The organism is Pseudoclavibacter sp. JSM 162008 (genome assembly GCF_041366455.1).
Classification (GTDB): Bacteria; Actinomycetota; Actinomycetes; order Actinomycetales; family Microbacteriaceae; genus Pseudoclavibacter.
Genome location: NZ_JBEWYX010000024.1, coordinates 1 through 17,248 on the forward strand (window position 1 = coordinate 1; position 17,248 = coordinate 17,248).

At 67.9% G+C, this 17,248-nt stretch carries 28 protein-coding genes; 25 read left to right on the forward strand and 3 right to left on the reverse strand.

Features of this window, described 5'->3' with window-relative positions:
* Positions 1-77: 77 nt before the first annotated feature.
* From ABVF28_RS15790 to ABVF28_RS15800, 3 genes are all read right to left on the reverse strand, one after another.
* Positions 78-1,181, reverse strand: coding sequence for a tyrosine-type recombinase/integrase (locus tag ABVF28_RS15790; protein WP_371031233.1), 1,104 nt, complete (start codon positions 1,179-1,181; stop codon positions 78-80).
* A 3-nt stretch (positions 1,182-1,184) separates the two neighbouring features.
* Positions 1,185-1,535 carry an ImmA/IrrE family metallo-endopeptidase gene (locus tag ABVF28_RS15795; RefSeq protein ID WP_371031234.1) on the reverse strand — a complete coding sequence of 117 codons (351 nt, stop codon included), beginning with the start codon at positions 1,533-1,535 and terminating at the stop codon, positions 1,185-1,187.
* 68 nt (positions 1,536-1,603) lie between these two features.
* A complete protein-coding gene (locus tag ABVF28_RS15800; protein ID WP_371031235.1) occupies positions 1,604-2,086 on the reverse strand; it encodes a helix-turn-helix transcriptional regulator in 483 nt (160 codons plus the stop codon).
* A 130-nt stretch (positions 2,087-2,216) separates the two neighbouring features.
* On the opposite strand from ABVF28_RS15800, the gene ABVF28_RS15805 reads away from it, so the two are divergent.
* The 25 genes from ABVF28_RS15805 to ABVF28_RS15925 all read left to right on the forward strand — a co-directional run bounded on the left by ABVF28_RS15805 (position 2,217) and on the right by ABVF28_RS15925 (position 17,244).
* Positions 2,217-2,480 (forward strand): helix-turn-helix transcriptional regulator, encoded by a 264-nt coding sequence (locus tag ABVF28_RS15805; protein WP_371031236.1) that lies wholly within the window; start codon positions 2,217-2,219, stop codon positions 2,478-2,480.
* Positions 2,477-2,725, forward strand: a complete 249-nt coding sequence (locus tag ABVF28_RS15810) for a helix-turn-helix transcriptional regulator (protein WP_371031237.1) — start codon at positions 2,477-2,479, stop codon at positions 2,723-2,725. The genes ABVF28_RS15805 and ABVF28_RS15810 overlap by 4 nt, the downstream gene beginning before the upstream one ends.
* 97 nt (positions 2,726-2,822) lie before the next feature.
* The gene (locus ABVF28_RS15815) at positions 2,823-2,999 is read left to right on the forward strand and encodes a hypothetical protein (RefSeq protein WP_371031238.1); all 177 of its coding nucleotides are present in this window, start codon (positions 2,823-2,825) and stop codon (positions 2,997-2,999) included.
* Positions 2,996-3,142 carry a hypothetical protein gene (locus ABVF28_RS15820; RefSeq protein WP_371031239.1) on the forward strand — a complete coding sequence of 49 codons (147 nt, stop codon included), beginning with the start codon at positions 2,996-2,998 and terminating at the stop codon, positions 3,140-3,142. Before ABVF28_RS15815 ends, ABVF28_RS15820 begins: the two co-directional genes overlap by 4 nt.
* The gene (locus ABVF28_RS15825; protein ID WP_371031240.1) at positions 3,132-3,380 is read left to right on the forward strand and encodes a hypothetical protein; all 249 of its coding nucleotides are present in this window, start codon (positions 3,132-3,134) and stop codon (positions 3,378-3,380) included. The genes ABVF28_RS15820 and ABVF28_RS15825 overlap by 11 nt, the downstream gene beginning before the upstream one ends.
* Before the next feature lie 95 nt (positions 3,381-3,475).
* Positions 3,476-3,796: a hypothetical protein gene (locus ABVF28_RS15830; RefSeq protein ID WP_371031241.1), complete on the forward strand. Its 321-nt coding sequence runs from the start codon at positions 3,476-3,478 to the stop codon at positions 3,794-3,796.
* Positions 3,796-3,969: a hypothetical protein gene (locus ABVF28_RS15835; RefSeq protein ID WP_371031242.1), complete on the forward strand. Its 174-nt coding sequence runs from the start codon at positions 3,796-3,798 to the stop codon at positions 3,967-3,969. Before ABVF28_RS15830 ends, ABVF28_RS15835 begins: the two co-directional genes overlap by 1 nt.
* Complete coding sequence (locus ABVF28_RS15840; RefSeq protein ID WP_371031243.1) at positions 3,966-4,370, forward strand: hypothetical protein; 405 nt, start codon at positions 3,966-3,968, stop codon at positions 4,368-4,370. The genes ABVF28_RS15835 and ABVF28_RS15840 overlap by 4 nt, the downstream gene beginning before the upstream one ends.
* Positions 4,367-4,756 (forward strand): hypothetical protein, encoded by a 390-nt coding sequence (locus ABVF28_RS15845; protein ID WP_371031244.1) that lies wholly within the window; start codon positions 4,367-4,369, stop codon positions 4,754-4,756. The genes ABVF28_RS15840 and ABVF28_RS15845 overlap by 4 nt, the downstream gene beginning before the upstream one ends.
* A complete protein-coding gene (locus tag ABVF28_RS15850; RefSeq protein ID WP_371031245.1) occupies positions 4,756-5,565 on the forward strand; it encodes a hypothetical protein in 810 nt (269 codons plus the stop codon). Before ABVF28_RS15845 ends, ABVF28_RS15850 begins: the two co-directional genes overlap by 1 nt.
* A gap of 33 nt (positions 5,566-5,598) precedes the next feature.
* Complete coding sequence (locus tag ABVF28_RS15855) at positions 5,599-6,471, forward strand: hypothetical protein (RefSeq protein WP_371031246.1); 873 nt, start codon at positions 5,599-5,601, stop codon at positions 6,469-6,471.
* Between the two features lie 100 nt (positions 6,472-6,571).
* Positions 6,572-9,025: a phage/plasmid primase, P4 family gene (locus ABVF28_RS15860; protein ID WP_371031247.1), complete on the forward strand. Its 2,454-nt coding sequence runs from the start codon at positions 6,572-6,574 to the stop codon at positions 9,023-9,025.
* Positions 9,026-9,298: 273 nt separating this feature from the next.
* Complete coding sequence (locus tag ABVF28_RS15865) at positions 9,299-9,724, forward strand: hypothetical protein (protein WP_371031248.1); 426 nt, start codon at positions 9,299-9,301, stop codon at positions 9,722-9,724.
* Positions 9,725-9,738: 14 nt separating this feature from the next.
* On the forward strand, positions 9,739-10,308 hold the full coding sequence (locus tag ABVF28_RS15870; protein WP_371031249.1) for a hypothetical protein: 570 nt from the start codon (positions 9,739-9,741) through the stop codon (positions 10,306-10,308).
* A complete protein-coding gene (locus ABVF28_RS15875; protein WP_371031250.1) occupies positions 10,301-11,038 on the forward strand; it encodes a hypothetical protein in 738 nt (245 codons plus the stop codon). Before ABVF28_RS15870 ends, ABVF28_RS15875 begins: the two co-directional genes overlap by 8 nt.
* Positions 11,035-11,430, forward strand: a complete 396-nt coding sequence (locus ABVF28_RS15880) for a hypothetical protein (RefSeq protein ID WP_371031251.1) — start codon at positions 11,035-11,037, stop codon at positions 11,428-11,430. Before ABVF28_RS15875 ends, ABVF28_RS15880 begins: the two co-directional genes overlap by 4 nt.
* A 157-nt stretch (positions 11,431-11,587) precedes the next feature.
* Positions 11,588-12,232, forward strand: a complete 645-nt coding sequence (locus ABVF28_RS15885) for a DUF6349 family protein (protein ID WP_371031252.1) — start codon at positions 11,588-11,590, stop codon at positions 12,230-12,232.
* 23 nt (positions 12,233-12,255) lie between these two features.
* A complete protein-coding gene (locus ABVF28_RS15890; RefSeq protein WP_371031253.1) occupies positions 12,256-12,459 on the forward strand; it encodes a hypothetical protein in 204 nt (67 codons plus the stop codon).
* Positions 12,459-12,989, forward strand: coding sequence for a hypothetical protein (locus tag ABVF28_RS15895; protein WP_371031254.1), 531 nt, complete (start codon positions 12,459-12,461; stop codon positions 12,987-12,989). The genes ABVF28_RS15890 and ABVF28_RS15895 overlap by 1 nt, the downstream gene beginning before the upstream one ends.
* A 2-nt stretch (positions 12,990-12,991) precedes the next feature.
* Positions 12,992-13,462, forward strand: coding sequence for a hypothetical protein (locus ABVF28_RS15900; RefSeq protein WP_371031255.1), 471 nt, complete (start codon positions 12,992-12,994; stop codon positions 13,460-13,462).
* A gap of 39 nt (positions 13,463-13,501) precedes the next feature.
* Positions 13,502-13,735, forward strand: coding sequence for a hypothetical protein (locus ABVF28_RS15905; protein WP_371031256.1), 234 nt, complete (start codon positions 13,502-13,504; stop codon positions 13,733-13,735).
* A 346-nt stretch (positions 13,736-14,081) separates the two neighbouring features.
* Positions 14,082-14,288: a hypothetical protein gene (locus tag ABVF28_RS15910; RefSeq protein WP_371031257.1), complete on the forward strand. Its 207-nt coding sequence runs from the start codon at positions 14,082-14,084 to the stop codon at positions 14,286-14,288.
* Complete coding sequence (locus ABVF28_RS15915) at positions 14,285-14,644, forward strand: hypothetical protein (protein ID WP_371031258.1); 360 nt, start codon at positions 14,285-14,287, stop codon at positions 14,642-14,644. The genes ABVF28_RS15910 and ABVF28_RS15915 overlap by 4 nt, the downstream gene beginning before the upstream one ends.
* Before the next feature lie 483 nt (positions 14,645-15,127).
* Entirely contained in the window at positions 15,128-15,586 is a 459-nt protein-coding gene (locus ABVF28_RS15920; protein ID WP_371031259.1) for a hypothetical protein, read from the forward strand.
* Complete coding sequence (locus tag ABVF28_RS15925) at positions 15,583-17,244, forward strand: hypothetical protein (RefSeq protein ID WP_371031260.1); 1,662 nt, start codon at positions 15,583-15,585, stop codon at positions 17,242-17,244. Before ABVF28_RS15920 ends, ABVF28_RS15925 begins: the two co-directional genes overlap by 4 nt.
* Positions 17,245-17,248: the final 4 nt, after the last annotated feature.

Sequence of the window (17,248 nt, forward strand, 5' to 3'; positions counted from 1 at the left end):
GCCCCTGGAGGGACTCGAACCCTACGGGGCTCCGCGCCGCGTGCCCCGGAATAGCAGGCGAGACGGGGCCTCCGAGGCTAGGACGCAGCCCCAGTGCCCACATTCTGCCCACACTCTGCGGCGAGCTTCGCCTCGATCGCATCCGCCACCGCGTCGAGATCCGCCTCGAACAGGTCGCTGTAGACATCGAGCGTCATCGCCGCCGAGGTGTGCCCGAGCATTCGCTGCACGGCCTTCACGTTCGCGCCCGACGAGATCGCGATCGACGCCGCGGTGTGCCGCAAGTCGTGGATGACGAGGTCGGGGATCTTCGGGTCCTCTGCCTGGGCTCGACTGAGCGCGCCGGAGAACCAGGACTCGGAGCCGGGGGAGTAGGTGCGCATGCGGCCCGTGCTCGGCACTGGCAGCAGGACCGCCTCGGGGAGGGCCTTCGGGATGCGGTCGAGCGCGAACTTCGTCACGGGCACATCGCGGGCGACGCCGCCCTTCGGAGTGTCAGGGACGAGCGTCGATCCGACCATCGTCGCGGACACCTCCACGCGGATGCGGCGCCGCTCACGGTCGACGTGCTTGCCGCGAAGAGCGACGGCTTCGCCCCACCGCAGGCCCGTGGTGCCGAGGAACCACACCATGCCCGCGTTTGCCTTCGCGTGGGAGGCGAGGGTCGCCAGCTGCGAGACGGTGAGGTAGGCGTGCTTCTGCCGCACCTTGCGCGGCAGGGGGATGCCGCGGGCGACGTTCGCGTGCAGCGCCTTGTCGTCGACGGCGAGGTCCAGGATCCCCGCGAGGATGCCGTGCGCGCGGCGCGAGACGCTCGCCGACTTCGCCATGCCGTGCACCCACTCGCGCACCTCGGAGCGCTTGACCTTGCCGACCGGCACGGCACCCCACTTCGCTTCGACGTGCGTCGAGTAGGCGACGTTGAGGGTGCGCTTGTACGACTCCTTCATGCCCTGCTTCGTGGCGATCCACCGCGGCCAGAGCTCGCCGACAGTGACGCGCCCCGCGGTCTCGGTGACGAACTCGCCGCGCAGTTTCGACACCTCGACGGTGTTCGCGAACGCCTCGGCTTCCTTCTTCGTGCGGAACCCTCGCTTGTCGGTCTGCTTGCCGTCCGGCTTCCGGTATCGCACCCGGTAGCGGAGGCCGGCGTCGGTCTCGTACTTCGCGATCGTCGCCATGCCCTACGCCGCCTTGAGCCAGGCGTGCAGGTACTTCGTGGGGACGCCGACCTCGCGCGCGATGAGCTCGGGGTGCTCGTACATGCGCTCGGCGCGGAGGAGGTCGGCGGGTTGGATGAGGCGCTGCGCGGCGATGCGGTCGGCGCGTTCCTCCTGCCACGCGGCGCGGCCGACGTCCATCTTCTCGAAGTGGACGATCTCGTGCGCGATCGTCGCGCGGCGGTGCACGCCGGGGAGTTTCGGGCGGACGAGGATTAGGTGCTTCTCGGGGATCAGGAGTGCGTTGGCGGTCCGGATGCGGCCCTCTTCAATCCTGAGCCCCAAGTCGCTGGCGTGCTCATAGGGGTCGTACATGCTGTCTCCTAGCAGGGAAGGTGGGAGGCGGTGCGAGGCGAGTCTGCACCGACCCACCGACATTCGAGCTAGTCGAAGATCTCGTCCTCGACGGGCGACTCGTCTGCCGCGTACTTGAGCTCCTCTTCCTCGGTCATCTCGACCGGGGTGCTCTGCGCTGGGAACTGCGTGACGTTGCTCGCCTTCGGGGTGGTGTTGCGACGCACGAACTCGGTCAGCATCATCATCGTGCGGTTCTGCGCCTCGAGTCGATCCGCTGGGGCGATGTTCTCCATGATGGTGCCGAACATCTCCATGTAGGCGAGCACCTCGTCGGAGTGGGCATCCTCGGCGGTGGGGATCCCGACGACCGCGAAGATGCGGCGGAGCACGTCCTCCTGGCCGGCGTGGGTGCCGCGCTCGATGTTGCTGATCGTCTTGCGTGCCACCGCTGCTGCCTTGGCGAGGTCGTCCTGAGACATGCCCATGCCGAGGCGTGCCGACTTCACCATCTGGCCGTAGCGCAAGCGCTCTTCGGATGAAGCGCCGGTGAGTCGGGTGAGAGGTGACATTTTTTCTTACTCCTAGTTCGTACGGGGACGGGAGTAACCCTAGTGACTTTTACGCATCCGGCGCAATGTCTGGGGGTGAATTACATCGATGGTGTTGTGTCCTGAGTAAAAGTGGGGTTATGTTTTACGCATGTCCAGTACAGCCACAACGCCAGGGGCAGGAGCAGCGCTCCGGAACCTGCGTGAAGGCACAGGACTACAGCTCACCGCCGTGGCCAGCGCAGCCCAGACCCCACCCTCGTACCTCTCAGAGGTCGAGACAGGGAAGCGCAAGCCCTCGACGGTCTACGTAGCCCGTGTCACCGAAGCGATCACCACGCTCTTGCGCCAGCAGATGGCGTCCGAGCAGCCCGTCCGGATCAGTCCGGGTCTCACACGGAAGGAATCAGCATGAGCAAGACGCTCGAGTCTCCTCGAACCGATGACTCTCTCCCATCCACCGCCGCCGAGGCGCTCGTCACCACCGAAGCCGTGGCCGCGCAGCTCGGCGTCGAGGAAGCAACTCTCCGCAACTGGAAGTACCTCGACGGCAAGGACGACGGGCACCGCGGCCCGAAGGCGACGAAGGTTGGTCGTCTCGTCCGCTACAAGCCGAGCGACATCGCCGCCTGGCTCGACGCGCAGCAGGTGGCATCGTGACCGGCCGCGACTGGTCCCGCTCGGAGACGCTGCAGGACCGCATCGACCGGGACGGCGTCGACACGGCGCTCGGCCTGATCCGCTACGAGGTGTCCTCATGATCGGCCCCGTCGTCACGACGTACCAAGGCTTCGTGTCGATCGCGGCTCGCGAGCTCGAGCCGAACCTCGACTACGTGAGCAGCATCGAGATGTCGGCTGACGACGCGCTCGCTCTTGCGGGGCAGTTGATTGCCAGCGCGGCTGTCATCAAGGCGCAGGAGGCCGGCTCGTGACACCGCTGCAGTCGTGGGCGCTCCTCGGATGCGTGGTGCTCGCCGGTTACTGCATTTGGCAGGGACTGCAGATCTGCGGACTCCGCGCGGAAGCGGTCGATGGCGGGGAGCCGGATGCGGAAGAAGTCGAGCATGCCGGATGACCTCGCCCTCCTAGCCCCGATCGACTTCCCCACACCGACCATCCTCTGCGCCTACAAGGGTTGCGACGACGAAGCCGTCCGCCTCGTGACCTGCGCGAACAAGCACTGCCCTTCGAAGTGGACGACGGTCTGCTCGAAGCATCTCCACAACGCTCTCACCAGCCTGACCTCCGTCGTCTGCGGTCACTGCGGCAGGGTTTCCGCCCTGCGCGACTTCCTCATCGCCCGGCCTCTCTGAGCAGGCCCGCGCCACCCCTCTCGCCAACCCCCTCATGGGTGGCACTACTTGCCGACCCCGGAACCCCACCCAACACCCACCAGAAGGAGCACCCCATGACCAGCAAGAACGTTCAGCTCTCCGGCCGACTCCCCGGCAACGAGCGCAACGGCCTCGAGGACCACTACGACGAGTTCCTCGACCAGGGCGGCATCGACGAGCCGCTGCGCGCTGTCGTCGACATCGACCGCAAGAAGTGGGCGATGGACGACGTCACCGAGGAACCCTCCGCGGTTCTGCGCATCACCCGCATCGAGGTCGCCGGCACCGCCGAGGATCGGGCAACGCTCGACGCCGTCATGTCGAAGCTCACGAAGGCGCGCCTCGGTGACGAGCAGCTGGACTTCGACGGCGACGAGCCCGACGAGGCCGCCTGATGCTCAAGCAGCGGCTCCGCGTCGAGCGCGGCCTGCCCGGCTTTTGGCTCGTGTACACGCTCGACCAGGACGGCCAGTACGGGCGCACCGTGACCAGCTGCGGCACCGGCGTGGAAGCCATCGCCGTGGCCGGCGTGATCGTCGACCACTACACGGCGGAGCCGACCGCATGACCCGGTCGCGAGCCTCCGCGAAGGCAGCCGGGTCGCGCCTCGAGCGTGAGGTCGCCGACTACCTCGCCGAGCACGTTGACGACCGCATCGACCGCCGAGTGAAGACCGGCGCCGTCGACAAGGGCGACATCGCCTCGCTCCGCACTCGCGTCGGCAACCAGCGGGTCGTCGTGGAGTGCAAGAACTACGCCGGCCAACTCAAGGTCACGCCGTGGCTGGGCGAAGCCGAAACGGAACGCGTCAACGACGGGGCGGTCGCCGGGATCGTCGTCGCGAAGCGCGCCAAGACCCAGAAACCGGGCGAGCAGATCGTCTTCATGACCGTCGCCGACCTCGCCGCCCTCCTCACGGGCACCCGCCCACAACCCACCCTCACCACAGAAACGGAACCCGCCCCATGAGCACGACCACCACCCCCGCCACCGTCACCACGGCCGACAGTATCGACCTCGTCGCCGCGGCCGCCGACCTCGCGCAGATCGACGAGCAGCTCGCCGACCTCAAGGAACGCCGCGCCACGGTCGTCGGCATCCTCGAGCAGGGCCTCAAGACCGGCGCTCTCGAGGAGGGGAAGAAGAAGCTCCTCGGCGACGTCGTCCTCACCGTCACCGCGGGCCGCAAGACCCTCAACGCTGGCATGTTCGCCGAGCAGTACCCGTCGGCGAAGTTCCCCGAGCTGTACAAGGACACGCTCAACACGAAGGCCGTCACCGACGCGTTCGCGGCGAACGCGCTCGAGCAGTTCAAGACGAAGTCCGCCCCGTCGTTCAAGGCGAGCGCAGCCTGATGACACTGCCCGCCCCCGCGCTCGCCCCATCGGGGGCGGGCACGCCACCACCCGCACCAGCCATCATCCCCGCCACCGCCGTGGAAGCGGAACCCAAGGCAGCGGTCGACTACGTCGCCGTCGTCGAGAACCACTTCCTCAACCGGCCCCGCAACCTGCAGGTCAAGGTCGGACCGTCCGGCCTCGGCCACCCCTGTAACAGCAACGTGCTCTGCTCGCTCGCTGGGGTCCGCGAACCCAACCGGGGCATGAACTGGAAAGCCGACATCGGCACAGCCATGCACGCCGAGCTCGAGAGTGCGTTCGAGGCTTGGAACCAGACACACGGACACCGGTGGGTGACCGAATGGCCCGTCACCGTCGGCGTCGTCGGGGGAGCACCCATCACGGGCAGCCTCGACCTCTACGACACGGCGACGAACACGGTCATCGACCACAAGCTCGTCGGCTCCAACACCCTCGCGAAGTACCGCAAGAACGGGCCGTCCGACATCTACAAGGCGCAGATCAACCTCTACGCCATGGGCCTCCTCATCGACGGCGGCTGGGGAACCCCAGAGCGAGTGCAGATCTCGTTTCTGCCTCGCGAGGAGGAGTGGTCGCGGCGGTTCATTTGGAACCAGCCCGTGGACTTCGCGCTCGCCGCGGCCACCCTCGCCCGAGCCAACCAGCTCGCCACGCTCCTCGCCTCCGTGGGCCTCGACGAGGCCCTCGCCAGGCAGGGGGTCTGCGACGACCAGTGGTGCTGGGTCTGCAAGCCCCTGCACCGCGACGCGAAGCAATCCACCCGCAAGAACCTCTTCACCTGACACCTCAGCACTACGCCCAGAAAGGCAACGCACATGTCACTCTTCATCACCACCGGCGGCAAGGGCCTCAAGTTCCAGAACCCCGGCGACACCCACACCGGCACCGTCAGCCGAGCACCCCGCGAGCAACAGCAGACGAAGTTCGGCTCCCAGGAACCCGACACGTGGCCCAACGGCGACCCGAAGATGCAGGTCGTCGTCGAGCTCGACACCGCCGAGCGCGACCCCGCCGACGGCAACGACGACGGCTCCCGCACCCTCTACGTGTCCTCGTCCGCCATGAAGCGGGCCATCGGCGACGCGATCATCGCCGCCGGCGCCGAAGACATCGAAGTGGGCGGCATCCTCACCGTCACCTTCACCGGCTTCGACCCGACGTCGAAGAACCCGCAGAACCCGAAGAAGCTCTACCAGGCCGGATACGCCCGCCCCACGAGCCCACTCGCACCGCAGGGACAGCCAGCGGCTGCAGGCCAGCCTCCGATCCAGGCGTACGTCGGGAACCCCGCAGCGGCGGCCCAGCAGGCGGCGTGGAACCAGGCGCCGCAGGCCGCCCCCGGCCAGCAGGACGTATGGAACCCGACGACGCCTCCCGGCGCGCAAGGCGGCGGCTTCCCCGGCCAGCCAGCACAGCCGCAGTTCGCCCCCACCCCCGCGGCGGCACCGCAGGCAGGGCAGCAGCAGTTCGCCGGGCAGGGCATGCCAGCACCCGCCCCAGCCCCGGCTCCCGCCGCACCACCCGCACCGGCACCGGCCGCCGCTTCCTCCTCGCTGACGGGCCTGCCCGTCGACGTCGAGAACAAGCTGCAGCAGCTCATGCAGGTGCTCCCGCCCGAGCAGATCCTGCCGCTCATGGCGGGCGACGGCGTCACCCAACAGCACATCGACCAGCTCAGCAGCTTCTAGCCGAGCACCCGCGACCGGCAGTCACCCAGGTTCGAGACCTGGGCGCGGGCCACCCAACAGCATCACCGCCGCACACCCCGTCCAGGAAGGACACCACCCCATGGCCGACAGCCTCCTCCACACCGCCGCAACCGCATGGGCCGCAGGCATGAGCGTCGTCCCCACCCGGCCCGACCAGACGAAGCGGCCCCTCGGTGACTGGAAGCAACACCAAACCGACCGCGCCGACATCGCCCAACTGCAGGCATGGTTCACCGACGACCACGCTGGCGGCCTCGGCATCATCACCGGCACAGTCTCCGGACGCCTCGAGATGCTCGAGATCGAAGGCCGCGCCCTCACCCAACTCGGCACCATCGGCGAAGTCGCCCGCAACACCATCCCCGACGTGTGGTCCCGCGTGAACAGCGGCTGGCTCGAAGAGTCACCATCCGGCGGCCTCCACTGGATGTACCGCCTCGCCGACGACACCACCGACATGCCCGGCAACACGAAGATCGCCCGCAACGCCGACAAGGAAGTCCTCGCCGAGACGCGCGGCGAAGGCGGGTTCTTCGTCGCCGCCCCATCCGGCGCGCACCTCCACGCCGCAGGCAAGCCGTGGACGCTCGTCGCCGGCGGCCCCACCAGCGTGCCCACCCTCACCACGTCGGAGCGCGCCAGCCTCCACGCGATCCTCCACGCCGTCCTCGACGAAACCCCCGCCCCCGCACCCACCCTCGCCGCCACCTGGAAAGATCAGCCCCGCACCCAAGCCGACGGCGACATCACCCCCGGCGACGACTACGAGCAGAAAGTGCCCTGGACCGACATCCTCACCCCGCACGGGTGGACCGTCGCCTTCGTCCACGGCCACACCACCTACTGGACGCGCCCCGGCAAGGACGACCGCTCCGTGTCCGCCACCACCGGGCACGCCGAGGACCGCGACCGCCTCTTCGTGTTCTCGAGCAGCACCGACTTCGACACCGAAGAGCCCTACACGAAGTTCGGCGCCTACGCCCACCTCAACCACCACGGCGACCACTCCGCCGCCGCCCGCCAACTCGCCGCCGACGGATACGGGCACCGCGCCGAGCGCACCATCCCCGCCGCCCCAGCACCCACCGCAACCACAGCGGACGGTACCGCGCCCGCCGGGAACCTCGCCGCCGTCGCCGAGCTGCGCCCCGCCAAGATCACCGGCTCCTCAGACCAGCTCACCGACTGGGGCAACGCCGACCTCACCCTGCAACGCCACCGCGGCCGCATCGTCTACATCCCCGACGCCAAGCGCTGGGCCGCGTGGGACGGCGCGAGATGGGAGTGGGGGCCCGACGACGCACCCGCCCTGCAAGCCGTCCTCGACACCGTCCGCCAGATCCCCGAAGACCAGCCCGCGCTCGCCACCCACCGCAAGCGCAGCCTCGGCTCCCGCGCCCTCGGCTCCGCCGTCACCATCCTCCGCACCATGCCCGAACTGCGCGTCCCCGCCGGCGACTTCGACGCGCACCCCCTGCAGCTCAACACTCCAGACGGCATCGTCGACCTCGTCACCGGGGCCACCACCGACGGCCTGCCGCTGCTCTACCACTCCAAGATCACCGCAGCCGGCCCCGCCGACGCAGCCCCCAAGTGGGCGGCGTTCATCGACTGGGCCATGGGCGGGGACCAGGAGCTCGTCGCCTACCTGCGCCGCCTCGTCGGCATCTCGCTGCTCGGCGAAGTCCGCGAGCACGTCCTCCCGTTCTGCTACGGCGGGGGAGCGAACGGCAAGTCCGTGTTCCTCGAAGTGCTCGGCGCCGTGCTCGGCGACTACGCCACCGAAGCGCCCGCGAACCTCCTCCTCGCAGGACCCGACCGGCACCCCACCGAGCTCGCCGCCCTCCAAGGCCGCCGCCTCGTCGTCATGAGCGAGATCAACGAAGGAGCCCGCTTCGACGAAGCCAAACTGAAAGCACTCACCGGCGGCGACACGATCGCGGCGCGCTTCATGCGCGGAGACTTCTTCGCATTCAAGCCCAGCCACACCCTCTGGCTCGCCGCGAACCACAAGCCGCGCGTCGCCGCCGGCGGGCACGGCTTCTGGCGCCGCCTCCGCCTCATCCCCTTCGAGCAGACCATCGCCGCCGCCGACCGCGACGAGAACCTCGCCCACGACCTCGTGCAGCAGGAAGCCGCCGGCATCCTCGCGTGGGCACTCGAAGGCCTCGCCGACTACCTCACCAACGGCCTCAACGACCCGGCCCGGGTCCTCGCCGCCACCAAGGCCTACTCCGACGAAGAGGACCACCTCGGCCGGTTCGCCGACGAACGCCTCCACATCGGCGGCGGCGACCACGTCCGCACCCCAACCAGCGACATCACCAACGCCTACAAGAAGTGGTGCCGCGCCGAAGGCGAAGAGCAGATGACCACCACCGCATTCGGACGCGAGCTGAAGGCCCGCTTCGGCATCGAAACCGTCCGCCCCGGCGGGCGCAAGAAGTACGTCGGCGTGACGCTGCTCGCCGACCCCGACGAGGAAACCGCCGACGACAACCCACGCCTCGCACCCCACTGGGACCGCTCATGAACCGGGCACACCAACTGGGCACACCCCAGCCAACACCTGTGCCCAGTCGTGCCCAGTTCGTGCCCACCCAAAACGACGACTGGGCACACCTAAGAAGCCCGTCATATCAACGATCTCAAGGGGGTGCGCCCAGTTGTGCCCAGTTTTCTCTACATCCCAAATCTCTTTTGATTGTAAACAGTGTCAACAGAGTCAGGCACACCCTCTGCAGCGCGCCAAGGTCGACGCAACTGGGCACACCGGGCACACCCCTCCTGAAAGCGGGTGCGACTCATGCCTGATCCCCGCACCACGAACGACCAGCCCGTGCGCCTCACCGAATGCATGCGCTGCAAGCAGCCCGTCATCTTCACCGACCGAGACACCACCCTCGGCGACGCGCAAGGCGCGATGACCCTCTGGCCAATCCACGCCGACCCCATCGCCCTCACCCCCGCCGAAGAAGTCGCCTGCATCATCCTCGGCCGCCACATCTACCTCCTCGAAGCCAGCGGCTCGCAACGCCTCCACATCTCCTACCAACACGGGAAGCGACCCACCGTCAGCCGCGGGCGCCGCGAACTCGGACGCATCCCACACCACCGCTGCTACACGCCCATCGGCACCACCCCCGTCGACCTTCCCCGCCCCGGCAACCGGGCCGACCCATGCAACTGCCTCACCCACCCCGACGCACTCCAATGCCAACCCCCGTTCTGAAAGGACCACCGACCATGGACCAGCCCAAAGAACTCATCCCCATCGATGAGAAGTACACGTACAGCTTCGACAACGGCCACGTCGAGATCCTCCGCAACGGAGAACCGTGGCTCGACACTCCGCCGGGCGTGAAGGCATGGATCAGCGCAGCCTGCCAACTCGAGGAGCTGCGAGCCAAGGTTGCCGAACTCTCGCTCGAAACGGAGGGGCGCGCCGCCGACGACCGGCATCTGCGAGCCGAGACGCTTCGGACCGCGGCCAGGTCAGGGCTCTTCGGGACAGGAGCGCAGTCCACACTCCTTCGACTCGCCGATCGCACGTCCGCGGGGCGAGAGGAGCCGACCCTCTGCGAGTGCGGAGACCATCAGTGCGACGGAGTCGACCCCGAGACCGAGGCGGAGCAGTGCATGCTCGTCATCAGCGCCTCATGGGACGACACCGGGCACCAGCCGCTGCCCCGGTACGTGGGGCCGTTCCCTGACCGGGATGCTGCGTTCAGGTGGGTGCGCCATCACGCCCCGCTGAGCGGCGAGTTCAACTCGGCGCCGTGGCCCGCGAGGCCGGAAGAGGTGCGCCGTGGCTGACTGCATCCGTGGCTGCACGTGGCAGGACGGCGACGAGTCCGGCCCGTCCGAGGCCACCAGGGGGCAGCTGTGCGAGTGGTGCTTCCTGCGGCTCCGCGATCACCTGTCGTGGGCGCCGAACGTCACCAGCACACTCCGCTCGGAGGTGATCCCGGCCCTGCAGGCCGTCGACTTCGAGGCCATCAGGGTGGACGGGTCGCACGAGCAGCGCCTCCCGTTCTCCATCGCGCACCTCGAAGCGGCCGACACCATCCACGAGGTCATCGCCCGCAACACGGACGAGTGCATCCGCATTATGGGCGTCGCCGGCCCCGAAACCTCCCACCAGCGGCTCGCGGCGGACATGAACGCCGGCGGCCTCCGAGCCGTCATGACCCCACGGGACGCACACGCGGCGGTCGCGGACGCCGCATCGTGGATGCTCCGCTACCTCGAGTCCGTCGCCTACCTCGACCTCGTGGGCGACATTCACGACGAGGTCGTCGACGCCGTCAAGAAGGGCCGCGGCCTGGCGGGCATGCACGACGCCCGACCCCGCCGAGCGAGGGCTGCGTGCATCGTGTGCGGCACGAACACCGTCGAAGTGGACTGGCAGGACGACGGCACCGCGAAGGTGCAGTGCAAGACATGCCACCTCCCCGCACCCGCGTTCGACCCGCGTCTCGTGTTCGAGGTGCAGGTGCAGGCGGCGTTCGAGGAGTTCGGGCGAGCAGGGGAGCAAGCGTCATGAGCGATCGCGAAGTACCCATCGAACTGCGGCGGCGCATCATCGCCGCGGTCTACGCAGCAGGAGCCAGCCGTGAGGCCGTCGAGTTCGAGTGGCCCGAGTGCCACACGGCCAGGTGCTCTCTCGGGCACCCCGGCCCGGACGCCGCCTTCGGCATCATGAAGCACCAAATCGCGGCGTACGTCGAGAACGAACTCCGGTTCGAATCGACGACACGGCCGGACCTCGGCGATGTCGAGGAGCACGGCAGCGAGCGCGAGCTGGCCGAGCTCACCCTCGGCGTGCTCCTCATGAAGTTCGCCAGGACCGCGTCTTCGTATGCGAATGCGGCTGCGCTCATCCTCGACGCGTACCCCGACCTCGTGCCGGTCCTCGCCGCCCAGGACGCGTCATGATCCGCCCGTCGCGCGCCGCCGAGCGCCCCACCCACCCGAAGAACCTCCTCAAGGGGTCCTGCCACCGCAACTGCTGCTGGGTCGGCCCGTTCTCCCCATGCGGGAAGGGCGGCGCCTGCCAATGCCACACCGCACCGAGACCAGAGAGGAAGAAGCCATGACGTCGCTCGCCCTGTTCGACCTCACCGACTTCGACCCTGCACCCTCGGTGCCGGCCTACAACCACCGCGTGCCGAATGGGTTCTCGCTGGACTACTTCCAGCCATCCGAGCTCACGGAGGCGTGGGAGCAGTGGACCGAGGCGCACAGCCACCTCAACTCGTACGCCGTGTCGCGCATGTGGCACCTCGACCCCATGGACTCGCTCGGCCCCACCGGGAACGGGCACGCGCTCGTGGTCTTCAGCGCGGAGCTGCGCTGGTGCGCTCACGGCTGGCACACCGGCTGCCTGTGCGTGGGCGAGCTCGTGCAACGCGCGATCTGCGAGCCGTGCTCATGGCAGGCGTTCCATCGAGGCGACGACGTCATCGCGCAATGGCACGACCACGCCTGGCCCGGGTGGCGCGAGCTGCCCATCCTCCCCGACGATCTGCGACCCCACGGCGGCGGCGTCGGCCCGGGAGCGATGGACAAGGGCAAAGCCAAGAAGGCGCGCGCGTGGCTCGCCGACGCGTACCCGTCCGAGTTCCAGATCGGCGGGGCTCCGATGCTCACGCGCCGTGATTCGCCAGGAACTCGCTCCGTCCCGGGGTACTCGCCCTGGGGTGGCTTCGACATCAGCACGACAACCCTCGCGGCCTGACCGCACCAACGAAAGGACACACCATGACCAAGCCAACCGACCTGCAACTCGTGCAGGCCGCCCGCGACATCCTCGAGCGCACGCACCCCACGAACCCTGTGCTCGTCAGCGCGAGACTCTTCGCGATGGTCGAACTCGACCAGGCTGAGCATGACGCGAAACAAGGGCGCGAGATTCGCCCGCGCGTTGCGATCCTCGCCCAGCGCATCACGAAAGAGGAACTCTGATGCGCGTCCTCACGGTCCGTCAGCCCTGGGCGTGGGCGATCATCCACGGCGGGAAGGACGTCGAGAACCGGTCGCGGAATCTCGCCGGCGGATACCGCGGGCCCCTCGCCATCCACGCGGGCCTCAGCTACGACGAAGGCTGGTCCTCGCGGGCCATGGATGACGCGCAGAAGGCGAGCGGCGCCCGCCTGGTCAAGACCGTCGAGCCATGGAGGCAGCACCTCGGCCACATCATCGGCGTCGTCGACCTGACTGACGTGCACCAGGACACGCTCGCCACTCCCTGCCACCGCACCGTGTTCGACCACTCGCATCCGGACTACACGCACGCGAGACAGGAACGAGGCTGCTCGCCGTGGGCAGAGGAGCGCACTCACCACCTCGTGCTCGCGAACCCTCGACCCCTCACCAAACCAATCCCGTTCAAGGGCGGACTCGGCCTCCGCAAGCTCAACCCCGACACCATCCAACGCATCGAAGACGCTATTGCAGCGTCGAGCAGTGGCAGCCTCATCGAGCGCAGAATATGACCATGACGAACAGGACTTACACACGGACCGTTTCCGCTTCGGCTCATGCCGACACGCGCCTCCTCATCGGTGCAACCAACAAGCTGGTTGACACGCTCATAGCAAGCGCCGCCAAGGATGGCATAGACGTACCCATCCATGAGGTGCACGTGCAGGTGATCCACGATGTGGCGAATGACCGATGGGACGCCACCGCGACGTGGCCTCCCACTACGAAGCCACTGCCGCGGGAAACGAAGCCCGTAGCGCCGGAGTCCGGCTACTACGTGCGCACGTACGTCATCACACGCACGGACCCGCTCGAGGTCTTCGACCAGCGCGAGCACGAAGAGAACGCGCGACGTCGATTCGTGATGGAGCTCACAAGCGAAGGTGTGCCGGCGACCATCAATGGCACGGTTGTGCAGACGACGGTCGATAGCGCTTACGAGAAGTACGCCATCGAAGTCTCGTGGCAGGATCCTTCTCACTAATTCGCCTGAAACGCCGCCTCACCTGGGATAATCAATCCCATGAGCATCGAGCCGACCTATCTCACAACGCGTGCAGCAGCACGCCGCGTGAATAGGTCGGTTCGTTCGTTGCGGACGTGGCGCCGCGACGGCATGCAGGTGCGCTTCGTGGGCCGTCGCATGGAGGTCGAGGAGGAGCATCTCCTGCTCTGGTGGAGGCAGAAGACCTTCGCGAACCCCGTCACCCCGTACCGGATCCGACGATCTCAGAAAGAAATCCCCGTCACGACTTGACAGGGGAGCGTCTTCACCCTGTTTAGTAAAGATCGACACAGTTTCAAAAGCCCCGGCAAGCGCATCGCGCACCGGGGTTTCGTCGTATCCGGACAGTGCACCCGCCCCCGCGTGAGACCGGGCCGGACGGGACGGCCGCGGGACGCCAGCTCAGCGTCGTGTCACAGACGAGCAGAGGGCGAGGGCCGCTGACTCGGGGGAGTCAGCGGCCCCACCTCACCCCACACTTGCGGGCGCGTCAACGCGGCACCACGACGCGAAGGACACCCACAATCGGCAGCCCCGTACTCGAGCCGAGGTGCACCTGCGCGCCCGCAACACACCCCCCCCACCGAAGGAGCACACCGTGACCGCCAGCATCCAGACCACAGCCAGCGCCGACAACGCCAAGACCCTCGCCGACTTCGCCCGCGAGGTCACCGGCATCAGCGACGAGCAGACCCTCAACGGGCTCAGCTACACCAACATGGCCGGCGCCCGCCTCAGTTTCACCGTCACCGTCCTGCTCACCGAAGAGCAGGCGAAGGACCTCAACGAGCGGCTCGGACTATGACCGAGAAGGCACCCAACCAGGGCATCTTCGACAAGCCCAAGACGGGGAACGACCTGAACTTCCGGGAGATCCTCGTCACCGAGACCGGCGTCTACCTCGACGACCAGCACATCCCCGCCTTCGCCATCACACCCGACGTCGTCGTGGGCGCGACGGTCAGCGGAGCCCAGACAATCACCCTCACCATCTGCGCCGACCGCGTCTTCTTCGGAGGTGGAGCGAAGGCCCGAGTCGAGATGCCCCAGGCAGACACTCGTGACCCCGCCCTCTACCCACCCCGTCGACTCACGACCGAGGACCTCAAGCGAGAGGTGTCCGAAGCACTACTGCGCTACCCAGGCACGCGACCCGAGTGACCTGGCACGTCTGCTCCCACTTCCCCTGCCCCGAGCTCACCCAGACGCGGTGGTGCCCCACCCACGCACGAGAGCACGAGGCCAAGCGAGGCAGGCCAAGCCAACGCGGCTACGACCACGCACACACCAAGCGCCGAGCCCACTACCAAGCCAGGCTCGACCGAGGAGAGACGTTCCCCTGCGCCAAGTGCGGACACCCAGTCACCAAGCACCACGACTGGCACCTCGGCCACACCGACGACCGCAGACACCACACCGGACCAGAGCACGCCCACTGCAACCTCAGCGAGGCAGGCCACAAGGCCCACAGGTGACCTAACAGGCACCTCGACGGCACCGACCCTCGACCCGACCATCCTGACGCGTCACAGAGGCGCTCAGGGGGTGGGGGAGGACCCTTTCGTCACCCCGGACTCAGGACCGCCGGGGAGAGGAAAAAACCGTCCAGAGGGTTCAAAGGGTCGATGAAGGGCGGGTGAGGGCATGCCAGCAGGTGGTGCTCGATCGAACTCAGGCCCCCCGCAGGACCCCACTTCGGCGAAATCGGAGAAGCGCGGGACGCAGCTCGTCACCCTTCCCTCGGGTGGGTTCAGGGGCAAGATTCCCCGCTTCCCGCTCCCGGCGAAGACCGACCGCGAGGCCGAGATGTGGCGCTGGTTGTGGCGCACTCCGCAGGCCGCGCAGTGGTCGAAGGAGTCCTGGCGGCTGATGTTCGTCGGCAACTACTGCCGCATGTTGGTGCGGATGGAGGCCGGTGACTCGTCCGGCACGGTGGCGCAGAACGCGTTGAAGCTCGCCGAGCAGCTGGGTATGACGCCGCACGGCCTCCGCCTCAACGGGTGGGTGCTCGGCGTCGACGAGACGGCAGTGAAGCGCGAGGAGAAGCGCGTTGAGTCGGCAGGCGGTGAGCGCCGGAGGAACTTCGGGGTGGTGGCGTCTTGAGCGATCTCGTCATCCCGTTCCCCACGCTGGGGCACCTCCTCGATTCGTGGCTGTTTCAGCACGTTTCGATCCCGGATGGGTGGCAGCGCGGCGAGCCTTTCGGGCAGACGCGCTGGCAATACTGGTGCACCGCGAACCATTACCGCATCCGCGAGGGTGCGCAGTCGCTCGATGGGCGCCCGCTCGGCGCGCAGGCGTTCGTGTACCGCAAGAGCCTCATCATCGGCCCACAGAAGTCCGGCAAGGGCCCCTGGTCCGCTGGCATCGCCGCCGCCGAAGCGGTCGGCCCGACGCAGTTCATCGGCTGGGCGAAGAAGGGCGACGCGTACCGCTGCGCCGACTGGGGTTGCCCCTGCGGTTGGGAGTACGCCTACGAGGTGGGCGAGCCCATGGGTGGCCGGCACCCGTCCCCGCTGATGCACCTCACGGCGCTGACCATCGACCAGGTGGACAACGTGTACGGCCCGCCCACAGAGATGGTCGCCGCCGAGCCGCTGGCGAAGCTGCTCCTGGTGCGCGACGACTACGTGCGCATCCAAGGCTCCTCGATCGGTGGCAAGCGCGACCGCATCGACGCTGTCACCTCGAAGGCGTCCTCGAAGCTCGGTCAGCCCATCCACTTCGCGCTGCAGGACGAGTTCGGCCTGTGGCTCGAGTCGAACGGCATGCAGAACGTCGCGGACACGCAGGACCGCAACGCGACGGGTATGAACGGGCGCACCCTCGCCACGACGAACGCTCCCGACCCGTCGGAGAACTCGGCGGCGCAGAAGCTGATCGAGGAAGCCAGCGAGGACGTCTTCATCTACTGGGACGAGCCGCCGCGCGAGCTCGACTTCTCGATCCCCGAGGATCGCATCGAGATCTTCCGCTACGTGTACCGAGACTCGCCCTGGGTGAGCGTCGACGGCATCGAGGCGCTCTCGGCGGCGCTCGCGAAGCGTGATCCCGGCCAGGCTGAGCGGTTCTTCGGGAACCGCATGGTTCGAGGCAAGGGCAAGTTCTTCCCCGACATGAAGCCGTGGGACGACAAGCGCTCACCCATCGAGGTGCGGCCGCGCACGAAGGTCGCGCTCGGCTTCGACGGCTCGGACGCGAACGACTGGACGGGCATCCGCCTCGAGACGCTGGGACAGCACCAGTTCACCCCCACCTACACGGCCGGCGGCGCCGAGCGCCTCGCGCTGTGGAAGCCGGAGGAGTGGAACGGGCGCATCCCGCGCGAGGAGGTCCGCGCCGCGGTCGAGCACATCTTCCGCACCTACGACGTGACCCGCGGCTACTTCGACCCCTACCTGTGGCAGACCGACATCGCCGCGTGGGCGCAGAAGTACGGCGAGAAGCGCGTCATCGAGTGGCCGACGAACGGCATCAAGCGGATGCACGCCGAGCTGGTGCGCTTCCGCGACGACGTCCTCGAGGTCGACTCGGCCTTCACACACGACGGCTGCTCGGAGATGCGCACGAACGTGTCCAACGCGGTCGTGCGCGCCCGAGCGGGCGAGACATTCATCATCGGCAAGCCCGAGGACCACCAGAAGATCGACCTCCTCATGTCTGGGGTTCTCGCCCACGCGGCCGCCTGCGACTCGATCGCGGCTGGCCTGGGCAAGACGCAGGCATCCGGGATCTCCACGGTGGCGTTCGGCTTCAACTGAGAGG

Coding starts and splice junctions, on each gene's coding strand:
- ABVF28_RS15790 (WP_371031233.1), bottom strand. CDS start 1,181: ATGGCGACGATCGCGAAGTACGAGACCGACGCCGGCCTCCGCTACCGG.
- ABVF28_RS15795 (WP_371031234.1), bottom strand. CDS start 1,535: ATGTACGACCCCTATGAGCACGCCAGCGACTTGGGGCTCAGGATTGAA.
- ABVF28_RS15800 (WP_371031235.1), bottom strand. CDS start 2,086: ATGTCACCTCTCACCCGACTCACCGGCGCTTCATCCGAAGAGCGCTTG.
- ABVF28_RS15805 (WP_371031236.1), top strand. CDS start 2,217: ATGTCCAGTACAGCCACAACGCCAGGGGCAGGAGCAGCGCTCCGGAAC.
- ABVF28_RS15810 (WP_371031237.1), top strand. CDS start 2,477: ATGAGCAAGACGCTCGAGTCTCCTCGAACCGATGACTCTCTCCCATCC.
- ABVF28_RS15815 (WP_371031238.1), top strand. CDS start 2,823: ATGATCGGCCCCGTCGTCACGACGTACCAAGGCTTCGTGTCGATCGCG.
- ABVF28_RS15825 (WP_371031240.1), top strand. CDS start 3,132: ATGCCGGATGACCTCGCCCTCCTAGCCCCGATCGACTTCCCCACACCG.
- ABVF28_RS15830 (WP_371031241.1), top strand. CDS start 3,476: ATGACCAGCAAGAACGTTCAGCTCTCCGGCCGACTCCCCGGCAACGAG.
- ABVF28_RS15835 (WP_371031242.1), top strand. CDS start 3,796: ATGCTCAAGCAGCGGCTCCGCGTCGAGCGCGGCCTGCCCGGCTTTTGG.
- ABVF28_RS15840 (WP_371031243.1), top strand. CDS start 3,966: ATGACCCGGTCGCGAGCCTCCGCGAAGGCAGCCGGGTCGCGCCTCGAG.
- ABVF28_RS15845 (WP_371031244.1), top strand. CDS start 4,367: ATGAGCACGACCACCACCCCCGCCACCGTCACCACGGCCGACAGTATC.
- ABVF28_RS15850 (WP_371031245.1), top strand. CDS start 4,756: ATGACACTGCCCGCCCCCGCGCTCGCCCCATCGGGGGCGGGCACGCCA.
- ABVF28_RS15855 (WP_371031246.1), top strand. CDS start 5,599: ATGTCACTCTTCATCACCACCGGCGGCAAGGGCCTCAAGTTCCAGAAC.
- ABVF28_RS15860 (WP_371031247.1), top strand. CDS start 6,572: ATGGCCGACAGCCTCCTCCACACCGCCGCAACCGCATGGGCCGCAGGC.
- ABVF28_RS15865 (WP_371031248.1), top strand. CDS start 9,299: ATGCCTGATCCCCGCACCACGAACGACCAGCCCGTGCGCCTCACCGAA.
- ABVF28_RS15870 (WP_371031249.1), top strand. CDS start 9,739: ATGGACCAGCCCAAAGAACTCATCCCCATCGATGAGAAGTACACGTAC.
- ABVF28_RS15880 (WP_371031251.1), top strand. CDS start 11,035: ATGAGCGATCGCGAAGTACCCATCGAACTGCGGCGGCGCATCATCGCC.
- ABVF28_RS15885 (WP_371031252.1), top strand. CDS start 11,588: ATGACGTCGCTCGCCCTGTTCGACCTCACCGACTTCGACCCTGCACCC.
- ABVF28_RS15890 (WP_371031253.1), top strand. CDS start 12,256: ATGACCAAGCCAACCGACCTGCAACTCGTGCAGGCCGCCCGCGACATC.
- ABVF28_RS15895 (WP_371031254.1), top strand. CDS start 12,459: ATGCGCGTCCTCACGGTCCGTCAGCCCTGGGCGTGGGCGATCATCCAC.
- ABVF28_RS15900 (WP_371031255.1), top strand. CDS start 12,992: ATGACGAACAGGACTTACACACGGACCGTTTCCGCTTCGGCTCATGCC.
- ABVF28_RS15905 (WP_371031256.1), top strand. CDS start 13,502: ATGAGCATCGAGCCGACCTATCTCACAACGCGTGCAGCAGCACGCCGC.
- ABVF28_RS15915 (WP_371031258.1), top strand. CDS start 14,285: ATGACCGAGAAGGCACCCAACCAGGGCATCTTCGACAAGCCCAAGACG.
- ABVF28_RS15920 (WP_371031259.1), top strand. CDS start 15,128: ATGCCAGCAGGTGGTGCTCGATCGAACTCAGGCCCCCCGCAGGACCCC.